This is a genomic window from Flaviflexus massiliensis (genome assembly GCF_001375495.1).
Classification (GTDB): domain Bacteria; phylum Actinomycetota; class Actinomycetes; order Actinomycetales; family Actinomycetaceae; genus Flaviflexus; species Flaviflexus massiliensis.
This window is the reverse complement of sequence record NZ_LN831058.1, coordinates 1536162-1560744: the sequence shown is the minus strand read 5'-3', so window position 1 is coordinate 1560744 and position 24583 is coordinate 1536162. Positions and strand designations below refer to the sequence as shown.

At 59.7% G+C, this 24583-nt stretch carries 22 protein-coding genes; 1 reads left to right on the top strand and 21 read right to left on the bottom strand.

Going from position 1 to position 24583, the window contains the following annotated elements; genetic code table 11:
• Nucleotides 1-372: 372 nt before the first annotated feature.
• The 19 genes from BN1241_RS11130 to BN1241_RS11040 form a co-directional block, all read right to left on the bottom strand.
• Nucleotides 373-2679 carry a RelA/SpoT family protein gene (locus BN1241_RS11130; protein WP_315968846.1) on the bottom strand — a complete coding sequence of 769 codons (2307 nt, stop codon included), beginning with the start codon at nt 2677-2679 and terminating at the stop codon, nt 373-375.
• 397 nt (nt 2680-3076) lie between these two features.
• Nucleotides 3077-3619 (bottom strand): adenine phosphoribosyltransferase, encoded by a 543-nt coding sequence (locus tag BN1241_RS11125; protein ID WP_054953627.1) that lies wholly within the window; start codon nt 3617-3619, stop codon nt 3077-3079.
• A complete protein-coding gene (gene secF, locus BN1241_RS11120; RefSeq protein WP_054953626.1) occupies nt 3616-4617 on the bottom strand; it encodes a protein translocase subunit SecF in 1002 nt (333 codons plus the stop codon). Before secF ends, BN1241_RS11125 begins: the two co-directional genes overlap by 4 nt.
• Nucleotides 4617-6599, bottom strand: coding sequence for a protein translocase subunit SecD (gene secD, locus BN1241_RS11115; RefSeq protein WP_054953625.1), 1983 nt, complete (start codon nt 6597-6599; stop codon nt 4617-4619). The genes secF and secD overlap by 1 nt, the downstream gene beginning before the upstream one ends.
• Nucleotides 6600-6950 carry a preprotein translocase subunit YajC gene (locus BN1241_RS11110; protein ID WP_054953624.1) on the bottom strand — a complete coding sequence of 117 codons (351 nt, stop codon included), beginning with the start codon at nt 6948-6950 and terminating at the stop codon, nt 6600-6602.
• 51 nt (nt 6951-7001) lie between these two features.
• The gene (gene ruvB, locus BN1241_RS11105; RefSeq protein WP_054953623.1) at nt 7002-8021 is read right to left on the bottom strand and encodes a Holliday junction branch migration DNA helicase RuvB; all 1020 of its coding nucleotides are present in this window, start codon (nt 8019-8021) and stop codon (nt 7002-7004) included.
• The gene (ruvA, locus tag BN1241_RS11100) at nt 8021-8605 is read right to left on the bottom strand and encodes a Holliday junction branch migration protein RuvA (protein WP_054953622.1); all 585 of its coding nucleotides are present in this window, start codon (nt 8603-8605) and stop codon (nt 8021-8023) included. Before ruvA ends, ruvB begins: the two co-directional genes overlap by 1 nt.
• A gap of 36 nt (nt 8606-8641) precedes the next feature.
• The gene (gene ruvC, locus BN1241_RS11095; RefSeq protein WP_054953621.1) at nt 8642-9292 is read right to left on the bottom strand and encodes a crossover junction endodeoxyribonuclease RuvC; all 651 of its coding nucleotides are present in this window, start codon (nt 9290-9292) and stop codon (nt 8642-8644) included.
• 14 nt (nt 9293-9306) lie between these two features.
• Nucleotides 9307-10068, bottom strand: coding sequence for a sulfite exporter TauE/SafE family protein (locus tag BN1241_RS11090; protein WP_222704447.1), 762 nt, complete (start codon nt 10066-10068; stop codon nt 9307-9309).
• Entirely contained in the window at nt 10065-10826 is a 762-nt protein-coding gene (locus BN1241_RS11085) for a YebC/PmpR family DNA-binding transcriptional regulator (protein ID WP_054953620.1), read from the bottom strand. Before BN1241_RS11085 ends, BN1241_RS11090 begins: the two co-directional genes overlap by 4 nt.
• Before the next feature lie 61 nt (nt 10827-10887).
• Nucleotides 10888-11568 carry an NUDIX hydrolase gene (locus tag BN1241_RS11080; protein WP_054953619.1) on the bottom strand — a complete coding sequence of 227 codons (681 nt, stop codon included), beginning with the start codon at nt 11566-11568 and terminating at the stop codon, nt 10888-10890.
• A complete protein-coding gene (locus tag BN1241_RS11075) occupies nt 11565-12845 on the bottom strand; it encodes a PrsW family intramembrane metalloprotease (protein ID WP_054953618.1) in 1281 nt (426 codons plus the stop codon). Before BN1241_RS11075 ends, BN1241_RS11080 begins: the two co-directional genes overlap by 4 nt.
• 308 nt (nt 12846-13153) lie before the next feature.
• Nucleotides 13154-13732, bottom strand: coding sequence for a hypothetical protein (locus BN1241_RS11070; RefSeq protein WP_054953617.1), 579 nt, complete (start codon nt 13730-13732; stop codon nt 13154-13156).
• A complete protein-coding gene (locus BN1241_RS11065) occupies nt 13729-14865 on the bottom strand; it encodes a glycosyltransferase family 4 protein (protein ID WP_054953616.1) in 1137 nt (378 codons plus the stop codon). The genes BN1241_RS11070 and BN1241_RS11065 overlap by 4 nt, the downstream gene beginning before the upstream one ends.
• Complete coding sequence (locus BN1241_RS11060; RefSeq protein WP_082418337.1) at nt 14862-15839, bottom strand: phosphatidylinositol mannoside acyltransferase; 978 nt, start codon at nt 15837-15839, stop codon at nt 14862-14864. Before BN1241_RS11060 ends, BN1241_RS11065 begins: the two co-directional genes overlap by 4 nt.
• Nucleotides 15839-16591, bottom strand: coding sequence for a phosphatidylinositol phosphate synthase (gene pgsA / locus BN1241_RS11055; RefSeq protein ID WP_077138373.1), 753 nt, complete (start codon nt 16589-16591; stop codon nt 15839-15841). Before pgsA ends, BN1241_RS11060 begins: the two co-directional genes overlap by 1 nt.
• Before the next feature lie 8 nt (nt 16592-16599).
• Nucleotides 16600-18612 (bottom strand): threonine--tRNA ligase, encoded by a 2013-nt coding sequence (gene thrS, locus BN1241_RS11050; RefSeq protein ID WP_147599481.1) that lies wholly within the window; start codon nt 18610-18612, stop codon nt 16600-16602.
• 352 nt (nt 18613-18964) lie between these two features.
• Nucleotides 18965-19171 (bottom strand): hypothetical protein, encoded by a 207-nt coding sequence (locus tag BN1241_RS11045; protein WP_054953615.1) that lies wholly within the window; start codon nt 19169-19171, stop codon nt 18965-18967.
• A gap of 6 nt (nt 19172-19177) precedes the next feature.
• Nucleotides 19178-19624 carry a hypothetical protein gene (locus BN1241_RS11040; RefSeq protein WP_054953614.1) on the bottom strand — a complete coding sequence of 149 codons (447 nt, stop codon included), beginning with the start codon at nt 19622-19624 and terminating at the stop codon, nt 19178-19180.
• Between the two features lie 401 nt (nt 19625-20025).
• Between BN1241_RS11040 and acs the strand changes: the two genes are divergently transcribed.
• Nucleotides 20026-21918: an acetate--CoA ligase gene (gene acs / locus BN1241_RS11035; protein WP_054953613.1), complete on the top strand. Its 1893-nt coding sequence runs from the start codon at nt 20026-20028 to the stop codon at nt 21916-21918.
• A gap of 146 nt (nt 21919-22064) precedes the next feature.
• Here acs and BN1241_RS11030 read toward each other — a convergent pair whose 3' ends face one another.
• Together BN1241_RS11030 and BN1241_RS11025 are read right to left on the bottom strand one after the other, a co-directional pair.
• A complete protein-coding gene (locus BN1241_RS11030) occupies nt 22065-22883 on the bottom strand; it encodes a PASTA domain-containing protein (RefSeq protein WP_054953612.1) in 819 nt (272 codons plus the stop codon).
• A gap of 686 nt (nt 22884-23569) precedes the next feature.
• A complete protein-coding gene (locus BN1241_RS11025) occupies nt 23570-24118 on the bottom strand; it encodes a VOC family protein (protein WP_147599423.1) in 549 nt (182 codons plus the stop codon).
• Between the last annotated feature and the right edge of the window lie 465 nt (nt 24119-24583).

The window sequence follows — 24583 nt, the reverse complement described above, 5'->3', positions numbered from 1 at the left end:
GCCCCGCACTGCGAGCAAACGCGGTGGCTCGCGGCCTGCGAAGCCCGGCGGTTCTCGTTGATGAAAGTGCCGTGTTTGTTCATACGGGCAGATGGACGATCGATCCACTCAGCCTCCGCAGTGTTCCCACCGCTCCCCTCCCGGGCAAGTCGACTCGGTGGACGACTGATCGGCGGCTCCTGAAAGACCAGCATCTAACACAGATCGGTTCCGCTTACGTGACGACGATGGCGCGGACGGCTGCGGACCTGCTCGTCCTACCGCCGGAGAGGGCATTACCGGGGATTGTGCACCTGCTCCGTCACGGAGTTGACGTGCGGGAAGTCCGTGAGATTCTTGGCCAACGATTTCGCGGCCGCGATAGCTGGCAGGCTAGTCAGCTGATTGGGCAGATTGCCCGGCATCTACCCGACTATCCCGGGCACCAGTCACACGATAGGCCTCGTAGACGCCTTCGATACTCTTCAGTGCGCGCAGCACTTGGTTCAGGTGCCTACTATCCGCCATCTCAAACGTGAATCGTGACTTCGCGACCCGTTCGGAGGATGTGTTGATGTTGCCGGAAATCATGTTGACCCCGTGCTCGGACAGGACTCGGGCAATGTCGGCCAGCAGCCCCGCACGGTCGAGTGCCTCGATGGCGACCTGGACGAGGTAGACGGAGCTACCTTCATCCGACCACGACACCGGCAAGAATCGTTCCGGCTCGCGCTCGAGTGACTTAACGTTCGGGCAGTCAGCGCGGTGGACGGAGAGCCCGTTACCGCGGGTCACGAAGCCCACGATCTTATCGGGCGGCAACGGAGTACAGCAGCGAGCGAGCTTGACCATGACATCGGAGTCGTCAAGGTTCTCGACGGCCACACCCGCAGAGTTGTTCGCGGGGCGGGTACGGATCCTTGTTGGCGTAACCGCTTCGGCGAGGGTCTCTTCCACGCCGGCCTGACCGCCCTGGGAGGCGATGAGGCGGCGCACCACGGACTCGGCTGACACGTGACCTTCACCGATAGCGGCGTAGAGGTCTGAAATATCGCTCCCATTCAGATCATCGGCAACACCCTTGAGGGTGTCGCGAGACATGAGGCGATGAACGGGCTGGTTCTTCCGACGGATAGCCTTCGCCAGGCGTTCCTTACCGACCTCGATTGCTTCGTCGCGGCGGCTTCTCGTGAACCAGGACTTGATCTTGGCGCGTGCGCGCGGTGAGGCGACGAAGTCGAGCCAGCCCTGGCTCGGCCCAGCATCCACGCCCTTGGCCGTGATGATTTCCACCGTGTCACCGGATTCGAGCGTGTGGTCGAGGGTGACGAGCCGGTCATTAACCTTGGCTCCCACCGTACGGTGCCCAACTTCCGTGTGAACCGCGTACGCAAAGTCGACCGGAGTGGCTCCCGCCGGGAGGTCCATGACCTCTCCCTTCGGGGTGAAGACATACACCCTGCTTCCCGACATCTCGTAGCGCAGAGAGTCAAGGAACTCGGTCGGGTCGGCAGTTTCTCGCTGCCAGTCAACGAGCTGACGGAGCCAGTTGAGCTGAGTTTCCTGTTCGGTTGGCAGGTCCTTCTTTGCCTTCGTGGCGTTCGGGTTTTCCTTGTACCGCCAGTGCGCGGCCACACCGTACTCGGCGCGCCTGTGCATGTCGTACGTGCGGATCTGCACCTCCATCGTGTTCTGGTCGGGACCGATGACCGTGGTGTGGATCGACTGGTACAGGTTGAACTTCGGGGTGGTGATGTAGTCCTTGATGCGCCCCTGAATCGGGGTAAAGAGCGTATTGACTACGCCGAGGGCCGCGTAGCAGTCCCTCACTGATTCGACGAGGACTCGGATGCCGATGAGATCGTAGATGTCCTCGAAGTCTCGGCCACGGAGGATCATCTTCTGGTAGATCGAGAAGTAATGCTTGGGCCGCCCGGTAATCGTGCACTTAATGCGTGCGGCCTTCAATTCCTTACCGAGCTGTTCCTTCACCGACTCAAGATAGGCTTCACGGCCGCTTGAACGATCGGATACGAGGCGCTCAATCTCCCGATAAACATCCGGGTAGAGGGTCTTGAACGAGAGGTCCTCGAGCTCCCATTTGATCGAGTTCATGCCCAGGCGGTGCGCGAGGGGAGCATAGATCTCGAGTGTCTCACGGGCCTTGTTCTTGGCCGAATTCGACGGTACGTAGCGCCACGTACGAGCATTGTGCAGGCGGTCCGCCAGCTTGATCAGCAGGACTCGAATGTCCTTCGACATGGCAATAACCATCTTGCGGACGGTTTCCGCCTGGGCTGCCTCACCGTACTCGACCTTGTCGAGCTTCGTCACCCCATCAACCAGCACGGCCACGTCGGCCCCAAAGTCGGCCGTTAGTTCATCCAGTGAGTATCCAGTATCTTCCACCGTATCGTGCAGCAGTGCCGCAGCGAGCGTATCCGTATCCATCCCGAGCTCGGCCAGAATCGTCGCAACCGCGATCGGGTGGGTGATGTAGGGCTCGCCGGATTTGCGCATCTGGCCCTGGTGGCAGCGTTCTGCGACCTCGAATGCTCGAATGACTTTCGCGCGATCAATGGTGCGGCCTTCTATGGCCGCCATGAGCGGTTCCAGGATGGTTGGGACATGCTGCGTCCGCCCGCTCAGCCAGGCCAGTCTCGACCTGATGCGGGGAACATCACTCTCCGGTTCCGCCATGCCCATCATTGTACGGCCGATGGGGACGATCGGGAAAACTCCTGCCTGTCGGCCTCCTCCGCGAAACAGATCAATACGAGATCTCGGCCAATCCATCGTGCATGGGTGCTTTGAACAAACGGACTACTGCTGGACCGAACAAGCTAACTTCCGCTGGACCTGAGCAGGCTTACCTCCTCTAGGCCTGAGCAAACAGCTCACCCTTGGTCCCGAGCGATCGGAGATCACGGCTACATTAGAGCGTACGGAGCATGGTTTGCCACGCGAGTATTTGAGGGAGTTGGCGTCTGCCGCACCAGATCAAGTCTGGAAAGCATGCGAATGCCCTGTGACGAAGCGTTGCGCTTCGCACAGGGTATCGGCACTCATCGTGAGGTGGTCTGCCACCTCACGACAGTTAGTAGGTGAGGACGGCTTCGACGTTGCGCCCTGCGAGGCGCTCGCGCCCACCCAGGCTCTCAATCTCCATGAGCACACACAGGGTGTCGGCCTTACCGCCGGCTGCTTCGATGAGTTCGAATGCGGCGTTTGCGGTGCCGCCGGTTGCGAGCACGTCGTCGATCACGAGGACGCGATCACCGTCGTTGACGGTGAAGGGCTGGAGTTCCATGCGAGCCGAACCGTACTCGAGGTCGTAGTCGATGCCGACAACGGGTCCGGGAAGCCTGCCGGCCTTGCGGACGGTAATCATGCCAACTCCGAGAGCCACGGCAAGGGGTGCGCCCAGGATAAAGCCACGGGACTCAAGTCCGGCAATCGCATCCACCTTGCCGCGGTAGCGGTCGGCGAGGATGTTGATGAGGGCCGTGAATGCCTTCGGGTCGGCAATCAGCGGGGTGACGTCCTGGAACAGCACTCCGGGGGCCGGGAAGTCATTCACTTCACGAATGTGGGATTGGACGAGGTCCACGATGTCTTGCGGGAACGTGTTTTCGGTCATGCCTTCTTCTCTTCACTCAACTCAGCGCCGGCCTCGCGGCGCGCCAGAACACGTTCGGTGTGCTCCTTGATGTCCTGCTGCCTCTCCCCGAGGGTCACCGCAAGGGGTGACGCAACGAAGATCGACGAAATAGCCGAGATAAGCATACCGACAAATAGTGCCAGTGACAGGTCGCGAAGCGTACCGGCACCCTGGAAGAGGACACCGATGACGAGGATCGCGCCGACGGGCAGGAGGCCCGTCACGGACGTGTTGATGGAACGGATAAGAGTTTGGTTGACTGCCAGGTTCGCGGCCTCCGCGTACGTGTAGTCTTCCTGATCGGCGAAGCCACTCGTGTTTTCCCGAACCTTGTCGAACACGACAACCGTGTCGTACAGGGAATATCCGAGAATCGTGAGGAGGCCAATGACGGTGGCGGGGGTGACTTCAAAGCCCGAGGCCACGTATACGCCGACCGTGATGATGAGGTCGTGCAGGAGAGCGCCGATCGCTCCCACCGCGATCGTCCATGTCCTGAAGTAGATCCACAGGACGATCGAAATGAGGATGATGAAAACAACGAGGGACTGCAGTGCCTGTTTCGACACGTCAGCACCCCACGTGGGTCCAATGAAGGTGGAGGCCACATCGTCGATCGGGACACCGTAGGCTTCCGCGAGGCCGCTCCGAACCTCCTGGGTTTCCTCGTTCGAGAGTTCACCGGTTTGAACGCGGATCGAGTTCGCACCAATCTCGGAGACGCGAGCATTATCCTCACCCGAGTACTCGGCAACAATATCGATCGCATCCTGCTGGGAGGAGTTCGTGGTGCCGGAGATCGTGAACTGGCTTCCACCACGGAAGTCGATGCCGAGGTTGATGGGTTTGACCATCAACAAGATCGCGGTGAGAGCAACAAAGACAAGGGAAATCGTGTACCAGATCTTCCGCTTCCCAATGATGTTGAAGCTCTTCTTACCCGAGTACAGGTCGTTACCTAGGGAGTACATGGACATTAGTTTTCCTCCCGCTGTGCGGCACGGCGTTCAGCTGCCCGGCGTTGCGCCAGGGTCATTCCCCGCCCATCGTCCTCGCGTGAGACCGGCTGCGGGGAAACATCCTCGGCCTCGGTCTCCGCATTCTTTGATTCGGCGGCCAACCGCGCTTCCTTTTCACGCTGCTTCTTGCGTTGCTTCTTTGAGGGACGAGAATTAGCCGGGCTATCGGCAACCGCTGTCTGGGTGTTCTTCTGCGGCCGTTCTTCCATGACGTCCGCATCGAGTTCCAGATCCGGGCCTTCGTTGCGGACGCGACGCTCCGTCTTCTTCGGGGCCGGCTCGCGGAGCCTGCCGCGGCCCACGTAAATGGGTTCCCCACCAAGCGATGCGGAGGACATGCCAGAGAGGCGATGCCCCTGACCAAAGAACTTGGTCCGGACCAGCATCTGCATCATCGGATACGTGAACAGCATGACGACAATGACGTCAATGATTGTGGTGAGACCGAGGGTGAACGCGAAGCCGCGCACGCCACCCACAGCCAGGAAGTACAGGACGACCGCGGCAATGAGGTTGACGGCATCCGACATGAGAATCGTTTGCCGTGCCCTACGCCAACCGTATTCAACGGCGCCCTTAAGGGAACGACCGTCCCGGATCTCGTCCCTGATGCGCTCGAAGTAGACGATGAAGGAGTCGGCCGAGATACCGATCGAAATGATGAGACCGATGACCCCGGCAAGGGATAGTCGGTACCCGATCATCCACGACAGGAGCGAGATCAGCAGGTAGGAAAGCCCCGTGACAGCCACGATCGACGTAACGGCCAAGACTCCGAGGCCATGGTACTGCCACAGGAGGTAGAGGACGATGAGGGCGGCACCGATCGCACCGGCGATGAGCGAGTTCGTCAGCTGCTCGGAACCGAGGGTGGCCGAGATCTGATCTTCGGACAGCACCTCAAAAGTGAGTGGCAGTGAACCGAACGAGAGCTGGTTAGCAAGGGACGCGGCTTCGGGGGCCGTGAAGTTACCCGAGATCGCTGCCGATCCACCCGTGATCGGTTCCTCAAGGGAGGCGACGGAAATGATGGACCCATCGAGGACGATGGCGAAGAGGTTCTTTGCCGACTGATAGGGGTAACCCGACAGTCTCGTCGTGACCTCGGCGAACTTGTCGCCACCTTCGCTCGTGAACTCGAGGTTGACCTGCCAGCCACCCACGGTCTGTCCCTGCTTGTTGACGCGCGGACCCGAGTTCGCATCCGACAGGTCCCGACCGTCCAGTTCCGTGGGGCCCAGGATGTAGGAGGTGCCTTTTTCGAGATCGCACGACACGATCGACGTATCGGGTTCGACGTAGGTGTTTTGGAGGCGAGAATCAGCTGCCAAGCAGTTGATCGTCAGCCCCTGGAAGAGAACCTCTTCCGTGATCCAGGCATCGTCCGAGCCCGACTCCGGCGTCCCTGAAGGTTCAGACGAGAGCTCACCGTCACCGTCGAGGTCGGCCATGGCCTTCGCCGTGGCGATTTGCTCGTCGGTCAGCGCGCTGCCGTCTTGCGAGTAGACGGGGGCAAGCCCCTGGCTGGCGAGCACCTGATCGGTGTAGTTGATGACGGGACGGAGCCCAAGAACGGCCGAGGTACGCACGAGGTCGAGGGTTTCTTCGCTCGGGTTACCGGGCAGTCCAACCACGATGTTGGCGCCGCCCTGCGAGGTGATCTCCGCTTCGGAGACACCGGAGGCATCGACGCGTTGGCGAATAATTTCGATCGCCTGCGCAATGTCTTCGTCGGTGACCTCGAAGCCGTCGTCAACGACGGGAGCAAGAATGATTTGGGTTCCGCCCTCAAGGTCGAGGGCGAGATCGGGTGACATCCTGTTGTTGTCGGATGTCATGGTGCCCGTCACCAGGGTTGCCACGAGGGCGATGACGAGCAGGGTAAAAATAACAAGACGCGAGCGAGGCGACCGTTCGGTCGCCTCTCGAGATGTACTCACCTACCGGCCCGCAAGCCCATCATGGTCATCACGCGGGGTGATGCCGTCGTAGGATTCGAGCTCGTCCTCATCCTCATCGGATTCGTAGGTGTGCTCGTACGGGGGCTCGATGACGGAGCTGATCGCGGTCGACAGCCACTGGGTTTCGTCACCTGAAGCAGACTCGAGGGTCACCACCCCACCGTCAATATCGACGATGACACCGATCATGCCCGTGGAGGTCACAACAGTGTTGCCAACAACAAGGGCGTTTTCACGCTGGGTAGCGGCGGTCGAAGCCATCTTCTTATTAGCTCTAGACATGAGCAACATAAAACCGCCAAAGATGACGAGAAGAATAATAAATTCCACGGGAACTCTCTTTTCCGAAGGTCAATCAGAGACGAGTATACGGCAGAATACCTAGCTGTCGAAGAGGGTCCCATCGGGAACGTGCAGGCCAAGATGCTCGTAGGCGGCCCGCGTGGCCATCCTCCCCCGGGGCGTGCGAACCAGTAGTCCTTCGCGGACAAGGAAAGGTTCCGCAACCGATTCGATGGTCTCCGGTTCCTCCCCCACGGACACGGCGAGGGTGGTTAATCCCACAGGGCCCCCACCAAAACGCGTACAGACCAATTCCAGAACCGACCGATCCAACCGGTCCAGACCGAGCTCGTCAACCTCGAACACGGAAAGTGCGGCCCGAGCGGCTTCGAGGTCGAGGATGCCGGTGCCGCGAATCTGCGCCCAGTCCTGCACTCGGCGGAGCAGGCGGTTGGCGATGCGCGGGGTGCCCCGAGATCTACTCGCCAGCTCCATGGCCGCGTCCTTCGTCAGTTCGGCTTCGAGCAGGCCCGCCGAACGCGTCACAACCTGGGCAAGCTCGGCCGCGGAATAGAACTCGAGGTGACCAGTGAATCCAAAACGGTCACGAAGCGGGGCAGGCAGCAGGCCCGCACGCGTCGTTGCCGCCACCACGGTAAAGGGCGGAAGTGGAAGCGGGATCGAGGTGGCTCCCGGCCCCTTCCCCACCATGACATCGACGCGGAAGTCTTCCATTGCCAAATAAAGCATTTCCTCGGCGGGCCGAGCCAGGCGGTGAATCTCGTCGATGAAGAGAACGTCACCTTCCTGCAGCGAAGACAGCACGGCCGCAAGGTCACCGGCGTGCTGGATCGCGGGACCCGACGTGAGCCGGAGTGCTCCTTGAACCTCGGCAGCAATGATCATCGCGAGCGTCGTCTTACCCAAGCCCGGAGGTCCCGATAGGAGAACGTGGTCGGGGGTGGTTCCCCGAGCAATCGCTGCCTGCAGGACGAGGGAAAGCTGGTTGCGAACCACTTCCTGACCGACGAACTCGTCCAGCATTTTCGGACGGAGCGCGGCCTCCGCGGCTCGTTCGGAGGCCGGGGCGTTCGAGTCCATGACCGAAAAGTCGTCCATCACTTACCGCCGAGCTTCTGGAGGGCGAGGCGGAGCATGTTCGAGACGGGCATCGACCCGTGCTCTTCCTCCACGGCAAGAACGGCCTTCCCGGCCGCATCCTCCGACCAGCCCAGCCCCACGAGAGCGGCAACCACGTCACCGGCAACGGAGGCCGGGGTCGCAACCTCCACCTGCGAGCGTGCCGGCCCAAGTTTGGTGCCCAGTTCAAGCAGAATGCGCTGTGCGCCCTTGCGGCCGATCCCCGGGACCTGAACGAGTCCGGGAATATCCTCTCGTTCCACGATGGACCGCAGAATATCCGGGGTATGCACCGATAGAACGGCAAGGCCGATCTTGGGGCCGACACCGGTGAGCGAAATAAGAATGTCAAAGGTATCCCGCTCGTCTTCGTCAGCAAACCCGTAGAGGGTCAGCGAGTCTTCACGAACGATGAGGGAGGTGTGGAGTAGGTCCTCCTGACCGACTCGAAGCTCCGATAGTGTCGTGGCCGTTGCCAGCACCTTGAACCCAATACCCCCAACCTCAATCGTCGCGGACGAGGCTGACAGGGCAACAACAGTGCCCCTCAGGAGCGAGATCATAGAACCTCCCTGGAACCGAACATTTGTTCCATCGTATCAGCGCTTGCGCGTGGAGCGCGCATTCGCACTCATCTGCTGTGCCACAATGCCGGACATGCGACTTGTGCGCTCAGCCTGAGCCCAGGCCTTCTGAGCCGCCGTCATCCCCGCACCTTCGCTCGGCATGGCCGAACCACCGTGCTGCGCAGACTGGGCGGTTCCCTGCCTGTCGATGGTTTCACCGCGCCACGCATGGGTGATCGCCAGCGCAAGAGCATCCGCAGCGTCCGGGGGCTTCGGCAATTCTTTGAGGCGGAGGATCCGCTGGACCATGAGTTGGACTGCGCGCTTCTCTGCCCGCCCGTCCCCCGTCACGGCCGCCTTCACCGCGGAGGGCGAATAGAGAGCGAGCGGCAGGTGCGCACGCGAGGCTGCCAGCATCGCCACCCCCGCAACCTGGGCCGTACTGATGATGGATCGAACATTGTCCTCCGCGAACATGCGTTCTACGGCCACAACATCCGGGGAATGCTTGCCCATCATCTCGTCAATCCCGTCGGCAATGATCTCCAGGCGGCGATGGGGAGCCATGTCGGCGGTCGAACGCACGACGGCTACATCCACGTAATCCACGTGGCGTGCCGCACCGGCTTCGATCACTCCGATACCGCACCGGGTGAGGCCGGGGTCGACTCCTAAGATTTTCATGCGTTCCTCCGCACCTAACTTAGCGCACCGACAAGGCCCCGGATGATTGCCGACACGGCCCCGAGCCCGGCCACGGCAATACCGATTCTTCGTGCCTGCTGTGGACTCACGCGGAGTGAGAGCCTTCCGCCCAGGGCGATCGCAAGCACAATGGCTGCGGTGATGACGAGCAGGACCCAAGCTGGTGGGAGGGCGTTGAAGTGTGTCGCACCGATGGCAATCTTGGTGATGACGGAGGTGAGCCCAAACCACAGGAAGGTGGGCTGCAGGGTTGCCGCGAAGCTTCGCTGTTCCCATCTGCTCAGCAAGGAGTAGATGACCAGCGCGGGTGCCGCGACTCCTGCCACAACGTTGAGGAAAGCCCCGAGGGCCGCGAAGGGACCAAGCCACCAGGGGCCTGTGAGATGCGGGAGGGTGCGAACTCGTCCCGATGTGAGGGTGACGGTCAGTGCGATGAGGACGGCGGTGCCGACGATGACGGACAGCCAGTTCCCATCCAGATGTTTGACGAGGTAGGCGCCGGGGACTGTGCCGAGGAGTCCGGCGGGCGCGATGATCGCAAACCTGCGCCGGTCCACCCCCGACCTCAGAACAAATCCAATTAGGAACGAGCTCAGGACCGTTGCGACATTGGTGACGGTGACGCCAACATTGGCGCCGAGCAGGAGAGCGAGAAATGGGGACAGGACAAGTCCCATCCCCATTCCCGATATTCGTTGGAGTACGCCTCCGAAAACCACCGCCACTGCCATGAGTAGCGTGGCGAGTCCAGTCACTCTTCGGCGTTCATCTCTTCGAGAACTACGTCTGGAATGTCGAGGTTAGAGAAAACGTTTTGCACATCGTCAAGATCTTCAAGTGCGTCAATGACCTTGAGAACCTTCTCGGCTCCGGTCTTGTCCACTTCAACCTTCATGGATGGGACGAACTGGACTTCGGCCGAGTTGTAGTCGAAGCCCGCATCCTGCAGTGCGGTACGCACAGCGACAACATCGTTGGGTTCGGACAGGATCTCGTAGCTTTCGCCCTCGTCGTTGACTTCTTCAGCCCCCGCATCAAGCACCGCCATGAGAATCTCATCCTCGGATACGCCATCGGCCTTCGCGACCTCGACAACACCCTTGCGAGCAAACATGTAGGAGACCGAGCCCGGGTCGGCCAGGGTCGAGTCATTGCGGCTCAGTGCCACGCGCACTTCGGATGCTGCCCGGTTACGGTTATCGGTCAGACACTCGATGAGGACCGCGACCCCTCCCGGGGCATAGCCTTCGTACATGATCGACTCGTATTGGACGCCGTCAGAACACTCACCAGAGGCGCGCTTGAGTGCGCGATCGATGTTGTCCGATGGAACGGAGTTCTTCTTTGCCTTCTGGATCGCATCGTAGAGTGTCGGATTACCGGCAGGGTCGGGGCCGCCCGTACGTCCAGCCACCTCAATGTTCTTGATGAGGCGCGCAAAAAGCTTCCCGCGCTTGGCGTCAAGCGCGGCCTTCTTATGCTTGGTGGTTGCCCACTTTGAATGTCCCGCCACGGGGTTGTTCTCCTCGCTACCGATAATCTTTCTGAACTATTGTAGCCCTTTTGCTAGGTCCCTAGCTTTCGCTGACGGTCAGCACCTTGCCATCCCATTCCGGATACCAGGAAGATGCCATCTGTCCGATACCGAGGGGGTAGATCTTGGTGCCCTCGCGATCGGCTTGGATGATGTCGGCAGGATCCCACCATGCCACCTCATCAAGCACGTCTCGTTCGAGGTCTGTCAGGTTGTCCTGATTCCAGGAACTGACTGCTTCCGCCTCGTCACCACTGACGTAGAGGAGGAAGAACTTCTCGTATTGGCGCCTTGTGCGGTAGGTGAAGTGGAAGAGTGCGGTGCGCTCCAGGACCGGACCAACAAGGCGTGATGGTTCGACGTCGAGTCCGGTCTCTTCAAAGAGTTCTCGCACCGCCCCGTCACTCGGGTCTTCTTCCGCACCAATTCCACCCCCTACGGTGAACCACCAGCCGTGTTCCGGGTCCTCAATGTCGTGACCACGAATGAGGAAGAGTTTGCCCTCGGGATCGATAAGCACCACCCGTGAAGCCGTCCGTTCGACGATCCCATCGGCTCCCGGCACCCATTCGCTTTCCGAATCGGCATACCGTCCCTCTGCTCCCTGTTCAACGGATTCGCTCTGGGGCTCAGCTGTTTCGCTCTGGTGCTCAACTGTTTCACCCATCTTCTTCGAGTTGGGTTTTTGGCTGTCACCCTTTTCGTGTTTGGGAGTGGTCACCGGCGGACTCCAGCCATGAAAACCTGACGGGCGGCGGTGATGGAGGCGAGGGTCCGTGCCTCTTCCCGCTGCGCCTTGTGGACGGGCAAGAGCTGCAGCGCAGCCCGCTGCCTGTTGAGCGCAAGGTGAGCAGATTCCTCCTGGAACTGCTTCATCGCCCTCTTCGCATCCGGCCCCCGCGACCCGGCCCAGCTTCGTGCCTGCCGTCTCCCGTCCAGGCTCGTCAGCATCGCAACCTCGTGAGGAGCGAACCAACCTGCCCGTTGATATTCGAAGAGACGCTCCCGAATGATGTTCTCTTCATCCTTACGGAACCAGAGAACAAGGATGAGTGCCGCAATGTAGCTCGGGATTTGGATCACCCAGAACAGGAAGCCGAGGGAACCTTCGCCGTTGAGGAGGATCCCGACATCGGTAATAACCGCCCACCCGTTGTGCATGAAGTGGATGGAGCTGGCGATAAAGAAGCCCGGCACAAGAAGCGGGATTGCCATCCACCGCGACCGAGCATAGACAGCGAAACCGAGGAAGAGGCCGACCGTGGCCGTGCACAGCGGGTGCAGAAGCGGGGAGGAGAACCGCAGGAGTGCGATCTCTTGCAGATCGTCGTAGAACCGGGTGAAGTACAGGATGTTTTCCACGAATGCGAAGCCAAGGCCGGACATGGCGCCGTAGCAGATGCCGTCGATCGGGCCATTGAAGTAGCGTTTAAAGAACACGAACAGCAGGACAACTCCGAGTCCCTTGGCGAACTCCTCGACGATCGGGGCTGACGCAATGGCTCCCCAGATTTCGCCCTTGTTCATGTTTCCGGTTTCGAGGTACACCTTCTGAGACCACGCCGTGTTGAGCCATGCCGAGATTGCGACAGCAACCCCACCGCCCCACAGGAACATGGCGATCATGAGCCACTTGGGTTCCGGTTCCCACGAGTCAATCCACCAGACCAAGGCAGAGACAATTATGACTGGAATCAGTGCGACCACGCCGGCCGATACTGCGCCCCGGACCCCGGCGCTCTCGGTCAGCATCGGCAGGATGATGAGGAAGCCGATGACACCCAGGACGGCAAGGGCGATCACCATGACATAGAAGCCAACCGAGTGACGTTTCGGCATCCTCCACGGCATGTGGTGCCCGACCCGTGTCGGGTTCTGTTGTGGGACCCAGGGGCGTTCCTGTGCGCGCGTATAGTTCGCCGGCTGATTATCTGCGGGTTGCACGTGACCCGGCGCGTAGCCTGCACCGTATTGGCCCTGCGAAGTGGGGTAGGACATGACTTCCACACTAGCGAACAATGAACCTCTTCCCGGCCGAGACGTGCGGTACCAGCTCCCCAGCCCCAAAGTCACACCCGCCGAGAGCAGGGGTTGCTTTCCAATGACACGGACGGTCTTAAACAGGAGAACGACGTCCGCTCCCCAGCGAGACAACCATATCCAGTTTCCAGGAGGACAACGAGAGCCAAGCTCTAGCAGAACAGCGGCGGCCAGGGCCCTGCAGCACAGCTAGACTCTGGAAACGACTGCACCCACCCTTGCGGGTGGGTGCACGTAACAGATTTCTGCTGACTTAAGAGGCTTGGTTATTCGTCGTCCATATCGACCGGTTGCGGCATAGGGGCGCCACCTGCCATGCGTAGCGCACGCACGAACCAGTTCGAGCGGAGCCTGCGTGCCTGGTCAACGAATGCGTTGTGGAAGCGACGCGCGAGCTTCACATCATCGCGCGCTTCCTGGAGAAGGTCATACCGACCGCGCTGCCACTCATCCAGTTCCGAAAGCTCCAGCCCATCGAGTACGAGGCGGAGGGTGCGGGACAGATTCGATTCGACGACGCTCCGGTCGTCGGCATAGTGGCGGGACTGTCGCCTGTGACCAGGCCCATCCTCGAGGCCGTCTTCTGACAGCGGGGTGTGGGTTTGACCGAGCGCTACCTGGGAGGCCTCGGCGAGCAGGATCGCTCCCGCCACGTCCAATGCCTCACTCGCCGCGAAGTCCGAGGCTATCGTCGCACGATGTGCTAGTGCCTCGTTGAGGGTGAGCCGGGATTGGATGACGGTGCGGTGCAGCCGGTCGAGCCTACGTGCGTTGAGGATCCAGATGAGGGCGAGGATGACAATGATGATCCCAACAACAACGAAGGTGAAGATTCCCCAGTTCATTTACCCCACCCCTCCACATTACGGCCCGCTGTTCGAACTGCGATGGAATAGACGGACAGGATCTGGGAGGCAACTGTTGACCAGTCGTACCGCCATGCCCGTTCCTTCGCCGCGGCGATGGTTTGGGCCCTGCGTTCTGGTTCGCCGAGCGCGTTGATGATGACACGAGCAAGATCATCGCTGTCTTCACTGCGGAAGTGATCTCCGTAAGTGCCGTGATCGAGCACCGCCTGGAAGGCCGGGATATCAGAGGAGACAACGAAGGATCCCGCACTCATCGCCTCGATGAGGACAATACCGAAGGACTCACCTCCGGTCTGGGGTGCCACGTAAATGTCGACCGATGACAGCAGGGCTGCCTTGTCTTCTTCCGAGACGCTCCCGAGGAATGTCACGGCCTGCGCATCCTCACCCAGGATCTCGAGAGCCCGATCGTTGTCACCCCTGCCGGCGACAAAGAACTTTGCTCCCGGATAGGCGGCACGGACTTGGCGGACGGCTGCTGCGAGGATGGGAAGTCCCTTGCGGGGTTCGTCGATCCTACCCAGGAACCCAATGGTTGGGTGCTCCGGCGTTCCGGCGAAGCGCGGGTCCGGGCCCGAGACGGTGAAGCTGTCGACACTCACACCGTTGGGAATGACGTAGGCATCTCCTCCCAGGTGCTCCACGGCGGTGCGGCGTGCCTCTTCGGACACGGCAATCCGTGCCCGAGTCTTTTCCAGAACAGGGACGAGAAGAGGGGAGGCGATGGAGAGGAATTTGGAGCGGTCCATTGCCGTGTGGAAGGTGGCGACGACCGGGATCTCGGCATTCATGAGGGCCAGCATGGCGAGCGACGGAGTGAACGGCTCGTGGACGTGCAGGACGTCAAAGTCGCCGTTCTGTAGCCACTTGCGTACCTGCCAGTTAACGCGGGGCCCGAAGGCGAGGCGCGCGACGGAACCGTTGTAGGGAATGGGAATGGCTGCGCCGGTTGCTTCAACAAAGTCGGGAACTTCGGTTCCCTCGGAAGCGGGAGCGATCACAGACACGGAGTGCGCGCGGCCGATGAGTTCTTCGGCCAGGTCTCGAATATGGAACTGCACTCCCCCGGGAACATCCCAAGAATAGGGGCAGGCGATACCAATTTTCACTCTGTCTCCGCTCGTCGTGCTTTCAATCGTGCCATGTCCAGGTCGTCAACATACACCTTTTGCAACATGTGCCAGTGCACGTAGTGCTTCCGCAGCCAGGGACCAACAGCATCCATCCACTCCTGGCACATGCGGGCAACGTCGGCTTCTCGCTTTTCTCGCGGAGCATCAGGCCCCACCTCGGCAGCAATTGGTGGGAACACGTCAATGATCATGGCCCACTTCGATCCGGCCTTCTTGCGTTCGGATCCCCTGAGCTTGATGTGCCTCATCATGAGCGGCACGAAGGGGCGGCCGGTGCGTTGGGCGAGCAGAGCCGGCCCCGGCGCAAGCATGAGGTCGTGGCCGAGGAGGGTGGTTTGCACGCCGGAGGCGGTCAGGTCCCGATCCGCAAGCAGTGGAACGAGCACGGGTTCTTTGGCTTCGTCAATGAGATGCTCGAACACGTTCTGTCCCTGAATTGCCAGGTAGATCGACATGCCAAGCCCGGTGCGGTAATCAATGAATCCCTGGGCCATGCGGGGGTCGCCGAGGTTCTCTGCCACGGTCACCACGTGCGCCAGGTACTTCTCCGACCAGGCTCCGGCAAGATCCCAGTTCCCGGTGTGCATCAGTGCCGAAGGGACGGCTCTACCTGCCGCGAACTCTCCTCTCATGTACTCGTCCGGGATGAGCCTCACGCGCTGAGCGAGCTGCTCATCGGACCAGGCGGGAGTGCGGAACATTTCATAGTAGTAGCGCATGTAGTTACGCATGCCGGTCACAGCAGCACCGGTCAGCTTCAGTCCCGTGAGGTCCGGGTCGATCCGCCGATAGTTCTTTTTCAGCTGCTTGACGCCCTTGATGTTCGCCAGCGCGCTGCCAACACCGATGGCGTCAAACAGGAACCTACCGATGGGCTCGGGTGCCTTTTCGACGAAGGCCGTGGCCTTTTGGAAGAGCGTGAACGTGTCCACCTGGAAGCCTTTACCCACTAGGTCAGGTCACCATCCCGACGCGCGCATTCTTGGCCCGTAGCCTTGTGTTCTCCCGCCTCTCCCGCGTCGCCCTCTTCTCGAGCTTCGCCTACTCCCCCGGCAAAATTCGCGGCCTGTCCCGCAAGTTCAGCCTCTTCGGCTTTGGCTTGACGGTAGACGGTCCACATGCGCTGGATAACGGTGTAAAAGCTGAGAACGACAAGGAGCCAGGTCGCTAGCGTCAGCCACCAGTCTCCCCATTCAAGTCCCACGAAGAACACGCCAACGAGGATGACGGTGAGTCGGTCGGCTCTCTCCGCTATCCCGACGTTCGCCGTGAATCCAACGGATTCGGCTCGGGCCTTCGCGTAGGGGACGATCGCCCCCATGAGCAACGCAATCGTTGCCCCAAGCGCGGTCCAGTTGGCGAGCGACTCGTCCGCGTGGAGGATGGACCAGATGGCAACCGCGAGAAAGATCGCCCCGTCCGCAAACCTGTCCATCGTCGAATCGAGGAACGCCCCCCACTTCGAGGTGGTGCCCGTGAGGCGGGCAATCTGACCGTCGAGGTTGTCAAAAATGACGACCGCGAAGATCGCCCACGCCGCCACCGTCAAATGATCCGTGGGGATAAGCCAGAGCGCAATCGCACACGAAAGTATCGTGCCCGTGATCGTCACGGCATCGGCCGAGATTCCCATCCTGACAAACAGGCGTGCGACGGGACCGAAGAGGACCTGGAAGAGGGGCCGTCCCGATCTACTCAGCATCGTTTCTCCTACTGGTTGACGCGTTCGCGGACCTGGCGGACGATTTCCGCCACCGCATCATCAATCGGAACACCGTTATTTTGGGAACCGTCACGGTAGCGGAACGAAACCGCATTCGATTCGGCATCCTCACCGCCGGCGATGAGGACGAAGGGGACCTTCTCCTTCGCGGCGTTACGGATCTTCTTACCAAAGCGATCATCGCTCCGGTCGATTTCAACCCTGATGCCTTCGGCACGGAGCTTGCCGGCGACCTCTTCGAGGTAGCCTTCGAAGGCTTCGGCGACGGGGATGCAGGTGACCTGGACCGGTGCGAGCCAGGCGGGGAAGGCACCTCCGTAATGCTCGACGAGAACACCGAAGAAACGCTCAATTGAACCGAAGAGGGCACGGTGGATCATGACGGGGCGCTGGCGCGAACCATCGGGTGCCGTGTACTCGAGTTCAAACAGTTCGGGTTCGAAGAAGTCGAGCTGGATGGTGGAGAGCTGCCAGGTGCGGCCAATCGCGTCCTTCGCCTGGACGGAGATCTTGGGGCCGTAGAATGCTGCACCACCCGGGTCGGCCACGAGTTCCAGGCCGGTCTCGTGCGCCACTTCTTCCAATGTGCGGGTTGCTTCCTCCCACGTCTGCTCGTCACCAACGGACTTCTCGGGGTCACGGGTGGAGAGCTCAAGGTAGAAGTCGGCCATGCCGTAGTCCTTGAGCAGGTCAAGAACGAACTTGAGGAGGCTCGCAAGCTCCTCCTTCATCTGCTCCCTCGTCGTGTAGATGTGAGCATCGTCCTGGGTGAATCCGCGAGCGCGGGTCAGGCCGTGCACGACGCCGGACTTTTCGTAGCGGTAGACGGTACCGAACTCGAAGAGGCGGAGCGGGAGTTCGCGGTAGGAGCGGCCGCGTGAACGGTAGATGAGGTTGTGCATGGGGCAATTCATGGGCTTGAGGTAGTAGTCCTGGCCCTGCTTGGTGACGTTGCCGTCAGCATCGACTTCCTCGTCCATGTGCATGGGCGGGTACATGCCGTCCGCGTACCATTCGAGGTGCTTCGAGGTTTCGAACAGGTTCTTCTTCGTGATGTGCGGGGTGTGGACGAAGGAGTAGCCGGCTTCGAGATGGCGTTTGCGGGAGTAGTCCTCCATGACCATTCGTACCATTTCACCCTTGGGGTGGAAGACAGGCAGTCCCGAGCCGATCTCGTCAGGGAACGAGAAGAGGTCGAGTTCGGTGCCCAGCTTGCGGTGGTCGCGCTTGAGCGCTTCGGCGAGGCGGGTCTGATAGGCGACTAGCTCGTCCTTTGTGGGCCAGGCCGTGCCATAGACCCTTTGCAGACCATCGTTATTTTGGTCGCCACGCCAGTAGGCTGCGGAGGCTCTGGTGAGAGCAAATCCGTTGCCGAGTACCTTGGTGGTGGGGACGTGTGGTCCGCGGCAGAGATCCTTCCAGGCAACTTCGCCGTTGCGGCGCACGTTGTCGTAGATGGTGAGCTCGGCTCCACCAACCTCAACTGAGGCGCCCTCGGCGGCCTCTTCAGCTTCGGAGTGTCCCTTAATGCCGAGGAGTTCAAGCTTGTAGGGCTGGTCTGCGAGCTCGGCGCGGGCTTCTTCTTCGGTGACGACGCGGCGCTTGAAGGACTGGCCTTCCTTGACGATCTGCTTCATGATCTTCTCGATCGCCTTCAGATCTTCAGGGGTGACCGGGTCGATGTTTCCGAAGTCGTAGTAGAAGCCGTCGGTGATGAAGGGGCCGATGCCGAGGTTGACGTCCGGGTTGATCTGCTGGACTGCCTGGGCGAGCACGTGGGTGGCGGAGTGGCGGAGGATGTCGAGCCCATCCTGCTCGTTGATATCGACGCCTTCAACGGTGGTGTTCTCGGGAAGGGACGTCAGGTCCGTGTCGAGATCTTTCAGCTCCCCATCGATCCGCAGTGCAATGATGTTGCGGGAATTACGGAAGTGGTCAATGCCGGTGGTGGGTTCATTGAGTTCAACTGTTGAGCCGTCAATCACGAGCGTGGGCACGATTATTCTCCATTCGGTTCTGTCCGCACATACGACGGTGCGCACGCGAACATCATACCCATCCCCGCCATCACTCCTCCCAACCAGGAGGCCTTCCCTCCGGATTGTTCACATGCCAGGAAGACCAGCCAGGTATTCAGCGGAAGAGAGCCTGTCAGCTATCTGTCCACGATAAGTCCACGACAAGGCAACCGTTCTCCATACATCCGGCATCTATGAGAACCGGTTTTATGGAATGTGGGTGGAGAGCAGGGCGGTCAGAATCAGCCACGTGGTGGGGATGGCAGGAGGGGCGAGACGGTGTCTCGCCCCTAGGCACGAGTGCCTGATTCTGGTCCGTGCCTGGTCCTATGGTTTATCGGATGCGGTTGACGCCGGGGGTGTCCGTTCCGTTTCCGTCCCAGTCGCCGACGAGGATGTCATCGGCGGCCTTGCCGCAGCGGAGCGTGGTTTCGGCTGGGCCGCCTTCGAGGACATTGCTGATGAGGAAGGCGCTACCACGGCGCGCTGCGAAGCTGTCCTTGCCATCACCATCAAATTCACCCGCGTGGATCCCATCCACAGCCGATTAGAACCCGGGTTCGGCCACTTCGTTCGGGTGATCGAAGTCGAGGTAGTAGGAGTTGATGTTCGCAGGTGATGGGAGCGTAGGCAGCCCACCGTCGGTCATCTCCCCCGCGTACGGGATCGTGGGAACCTCGTAGCCGCCGAAGCGCCCGTGGTAGCCACTGCCTTCGTGACGAGTCAACCCAAATTCGCGGATCCTGTTGGCAGTGTACGCGTAGCCACCCTTTTCGCGAACGAGATCGTTTGATTCGCCAACCTTGTTTGTGGTGGGGCTGCCCTGGACCATGCCAAACGGAACGGCAGCGCCCGGGGAGGCATTGCCGTAGGCGTCGTTCGACTTGTTGTGTGTAGTGTTGAGCTCGCTTCCAATGAACTGTTTGACGAGATCGAATGGTGCAGAGTCGTCTGCTACTGCGGGCAGTGCGGCGGCAAGCGTCACGGACAACACTGCCGCTACCGCCCCTCCACCATCGTTGTTAATCGTCTTCTATAGCTATGCTGGTTCGTCACCGGCATACTCATGTGCATCCTTTGTCTTGTCCCAATGACGAAGCCAGACTAGGGGCGAACAGTTACGGGGAGATGACCGAGACACAAACGAATGTGAACAGCCGATGACTCTCGAAGAGAAAACAAAAAGGGGCTAAAGAATTCACTGTATGTTCACAGAATGGAATTGACCTCATAATTCGTGTAACCCCGCTGGCCATCCCACAGGCCCCGAAGAATGACAGCATTGCAACCATCCAGGCTCTCCGACCTGCATTCCAAACTCCGGGTAAACGCAGCCGCCATGAGACTTCCGTCACGAGCTGTGGCAAGGTTATTCCCAACTATGAAGGGAGTCACATGTCCGAATCGTCAGAGTCCGAGATCTACCGCCCGTACCCCGAGGCAGTAGCCGGATCGTGGGCCGAGAACTGGGAAGAGATCGAAGCAAGAGCCAAAGCCGACCCGTACACGTACTGGGAGGAACGCGCCTCCGAACTCGTGTGGTCACAGCGGTGGGACCAGGTTGTTGACGATTCGAATAAACCTTTCTACAAGTGGTTCGTGGGCGGCAAAACCAATATCGTCACGAACGCCGTCGACCGGCACGTGACCGGCCCCCATAAGAACAAACTTGCCCTCATCTGGGAATCCGAAGACGGCAAGACCGTTCGGACCTTCTCCTACTTCTCACTCAATCGCGAGGTGGAGAAGATGTCGAACATTATTCGGGCGATGGGTGTGAATAAGGGCGATCGCGTCACGATCTACCTCCCCCGAATTCCCGAAGTCTTCTTCGCCATGCTCGCCTGCGCCAAGCTCGGCGCCGTCCACTCCGTTGTATTCGCTGGTTTCTCCGCAGATGCTCTCTCCTCCCGCATCGATGACTCCGAATCCAAGCTCGTCATCACCGCCGATGGCTCCTGGATCAACGGATCAGTGTTCCCACTGAAAGACATTGTGGACGAGGCGGTGAGGTTCTCCCCCACGGTCGAGAACGTCATCGTAGTCAAGCGCACGGGCACCGAGGTCACGATGGACCCGACACGCGACCACTGGTACCACGACCTGGAAAACCTCCCCATTTCACGGGGCCGTTGTGAGACCGTGCAGCTCGATGCCGAAGACCCGCTCTATATTCTCTACACCTCAGGGTCCACTGGTAAACCCAAGGCGATCCTCCACACCCACGGCGGGTACATGGTCGGCACCTACACGACCCTCAAGTACACCTTCGACATTCGGGAAGATGACAGGTTCTGGTGTACGGCTGATGCTGGCTGGGTGACAGGCCACTCCTACCTCGTGTACGGCCCCCTGCTCAACGGCGCCACGACCTTCATGTACGAGGGCGGACCCACCTTCCCTCACCCCGATCGGTGGTGGCGACTCATCGAACACTACGGAATCACCACCTTCTACACGGCACCCACCGCAATCCGTTCCCTCATGAGGTTTGGTGATGCGTGGGCAACCCGCCACGACCTCTCCTCCTTGCGCCTGCTCGGATCCGTAGGCGAGCCGATTAATCCGGCTGCCTGGCACTGGTTCTACGACGTGATCGGCGGAGGTAAGGCACCGCTCATGGACACGTGGTGGCAGACCGAGACCGGCATGTTCCAAATCGCGGGAGTACCGGCAATGCCACAGAAGCCGGGCTCGGGCGGCCGCCCCGTCTTCGGGCAGGAAGCCGAGATCCTCGACGAGGCTGGCAATCCGGTGCCTGATGGGCAGGAAGGTTTCCTCACCCTCAAGAATCCCTGGCCGGCCATGGCCCGCACCATCTACGGCGATGATCAGCGTTTCGTTGACACGTATTGGAGCACCTATCCGGGCAGGTACACAACCGGGGATGCTGCGAAGCGTGATGCGGATGGCTACTTCTGGGTGATCGGCAGAACCGATGACGTCATCAAGGTCTCGGGCCACAGGCTCGGCACCGCGGAAGTCGAGTCCGCCATCAACTCCCACCCGGCAGTCTCAGAATCGGCAGCTATCGGGCTGCCCCACGAGGTCAAGGGCAACGCCATCCATGCCTTTGTTGTCCTCAACCAGGGACACACGGGCAACCGGGAACTCACCGAGGAGATTCGGGCTCACGTTTCAACTCACCTCTCCCCCATTGCCAAGCCCGACGAGATCACCTTCACCGACTCACTTCCAAAAACACGATCCGGGAAGATCATGCGGCGAGTGCTTCGCGCACGAGCCCTCGGCCAGGACGAAGGCGATCTCTCAACACTCGAGGATTAGGCAGCCAAAGAACTGAATCCAGCAAGGGCTGGAAGTAAATGTTTAGGGGCGGTGGAGCAGACCTTATGGTCCGTTCCGCCGCCCCATCTTCTACGCTTATTTGACACTCCATAATGAAGTGTCAGATGACTCGACCAGCCATTTTATTAGCAGATATCGATGTAGTCGGTGCGATAGGTGTTGTGATCAATCCCGTTAATGTTGACCACGATTGTGTTGAGGTCCGGGAAATCGCAACCAATAAAGTTGAACCAGTGGCGTCCCGTGTTCTCTGCCAAAAGGTTGAGATCGCCTTCGGACCAGCCGCCATCGGTTATCAAATTCACCCGCAGATACGACGACGTGTTCTCGGCGCTCTCGTAGAAGCAACCCCAGTGATCCCACTCGCCAAAGGCGCCGCACATGTCGTAGAAGCTCTCGTAGTCGGGCCCTAAGTGGTAGAGGTACGTCTCAACGACTTCGTCTGCATTGAATCCGGACTTGCCGGATTCTGCCGCGGGCTCCTCAACCTCTTCGGACGGCTCAGGCTGAGGTTCGGGAGTTGGTTCGGGTTCCGGCTTCTCAGTTGTCTCCTCTTCGGTCGGCTCAGGCTCAGGTTCGGTTGTTTCTTCCTTGGGCTCTTCCGTTGGCTCTTCGGATTCAACATCGTCCTCATCGGTGCCGCAGTCTCGTTCTACAGTCAGTCGTGGCTCCGCATCGATCGGTTCACCCACTTCTGGCAGTTGGGTGCAGACAGTCCAGTTCCCTTCATCGATAATTCCGAAGGTTCCGCCACCAATAATCTCAAGGTCACCGCCATAGCCAGCTCGCTCAATGTCACTCTTGGCGATATCGAGCGTCACGCCGGTGACGTCCGGCATCGTCAGATCATCACTGTCTTCAGAGCAGGCACCAACGAGAGCGACAGCTGCCACTGCGATCATGGCGAAGAGAGATCGGGGACGTTTACCCGCAAAGCTTTTCATCTTTACTCCGATAGCTTGGTCGCACGGACTCCACTCCGTACGCGTACTTCAACTAGTCATGCATTGTCTGCAAGCCAAGGCTCCAAAGGGACTTCCTGAATGCTTCCCGCAACGGCATGCGTTCATTGGATCCCCGACACTTCGCCACACCAAGATCGGATGTGAGACACAACCCCCGACCAGGAAGACAGACTTCTCCCTTACTTATCGCAATGCACGCAAGTAATCGAGTTATCTCCTGCCTGGATTCGGTTAGTCCCTCATCTTTGAGGCGGACTGCCGCAGTGAGACCAGTATAAAGACAGGCCCGAAACAAAATCTCACAGTCTCAAGCCGCTATGCATAAAGAAACTACCTTCATCACGAACGCTTGAGAAATAGCGTGAGACGCAAAAATAAGTGACTTGTCAGTGAAGGAAACGGCGGAATCAAAATGAGGATGTTGGTGTAAAGATTTCGGAGTCTTCAGTGGCGCAATCGAGATCCGGCATACTATTCCAACCAACAACCATCACCCTCGGTCAAGGCTGTATAGGCACCGCGCCACCGGGGTGAACATCTCAGTCCGGACTTAATGCCGCCGGTCTGCCAGTCACCCCAATTAAGGGCTAGAGGGCAACTTGAAGATGGGCCGGAGCGGATGTTGCATGACCAACCCCCCTTCGCTTCGACCAATTCTTGCGTTCCTATTCCTCTGTTTCGCTGAAGTCGGCCTCCCAGAGGCCGTAGGCGACTCCAGCCGGCGTAGCAGCGTAGGTGAACCTGCCCATGTCGTCCATCTCAATAAAGTCCCCAACCACGGTGCCACCGTTCTCCCCCACGAGGGCCGCAGAAGTGTCGAGGTCACTCGTCAAGAGCAAGACAAACCAGGTTGCGCGAGCATCGCCCCGGTCGCGTGGGAACGAGAATCCATAAGCGTCTTGACCGGATCCTGGCACCTGGATCGTCCAATATTCGTCGCCGTGATTCACCACGTCGAGTCTGAAACAGTCTGCGTAGAACTGCGCAGCCGCACCAGGGTCGGGACTCATGTGCTCGAACCAGAAGGGTGCTCCCGGAACCATCATGATGCCAATGCCGGGGAAAGTGATGGGTTCCCATAGTCCAATCCAGACACCGGATGGGTCGGTCAGGAGTGCCTGCTTGCCGAGGGTCATGACGGTTAGAATTTCTTCACCGTCAAAGGACTCGGGCTGCGCCCCGTGCTCCCGCATCCGCTCAAGTGATTCTTCCATGTTGGAAACTTTTAGCCACACGTCAATGCTGTCTGGCTGCGAGTCTGACTCTGGAATGGGCTACACCCCACTGACCGGTTGCCCAGCAACGGAGGCTAGTGCATAGCCATCAAGGTCGGGGTCACCCGGGGGTATTTCCCATCCTGCTGTTTGTCGAAAGAATTCAGTTCCGGTGTCCAGGTCATGAAAGTTCACCTGCCTCCAACACGGCGTGCCATCTGAAAAATCCATAATTCCTCCCAAGGTGAGACACACGTTACAACTCATGAGGCGGCGAGGATGGTGCTGAAGTGGAATTACGAAGAATTCCAGTCTCTAGCAGGACGCCATGAGCGTAGTACGTGACACATTTTGCAAAAGTGAGATTCAGAAAATTAGCTATTGGCCGTAGAAAGTCAGAGCTGATAGGACTACCAGATTAGAAATGAGGAGCCTTAGATCAAGGCCGAGTTTGATCTTCAGGCC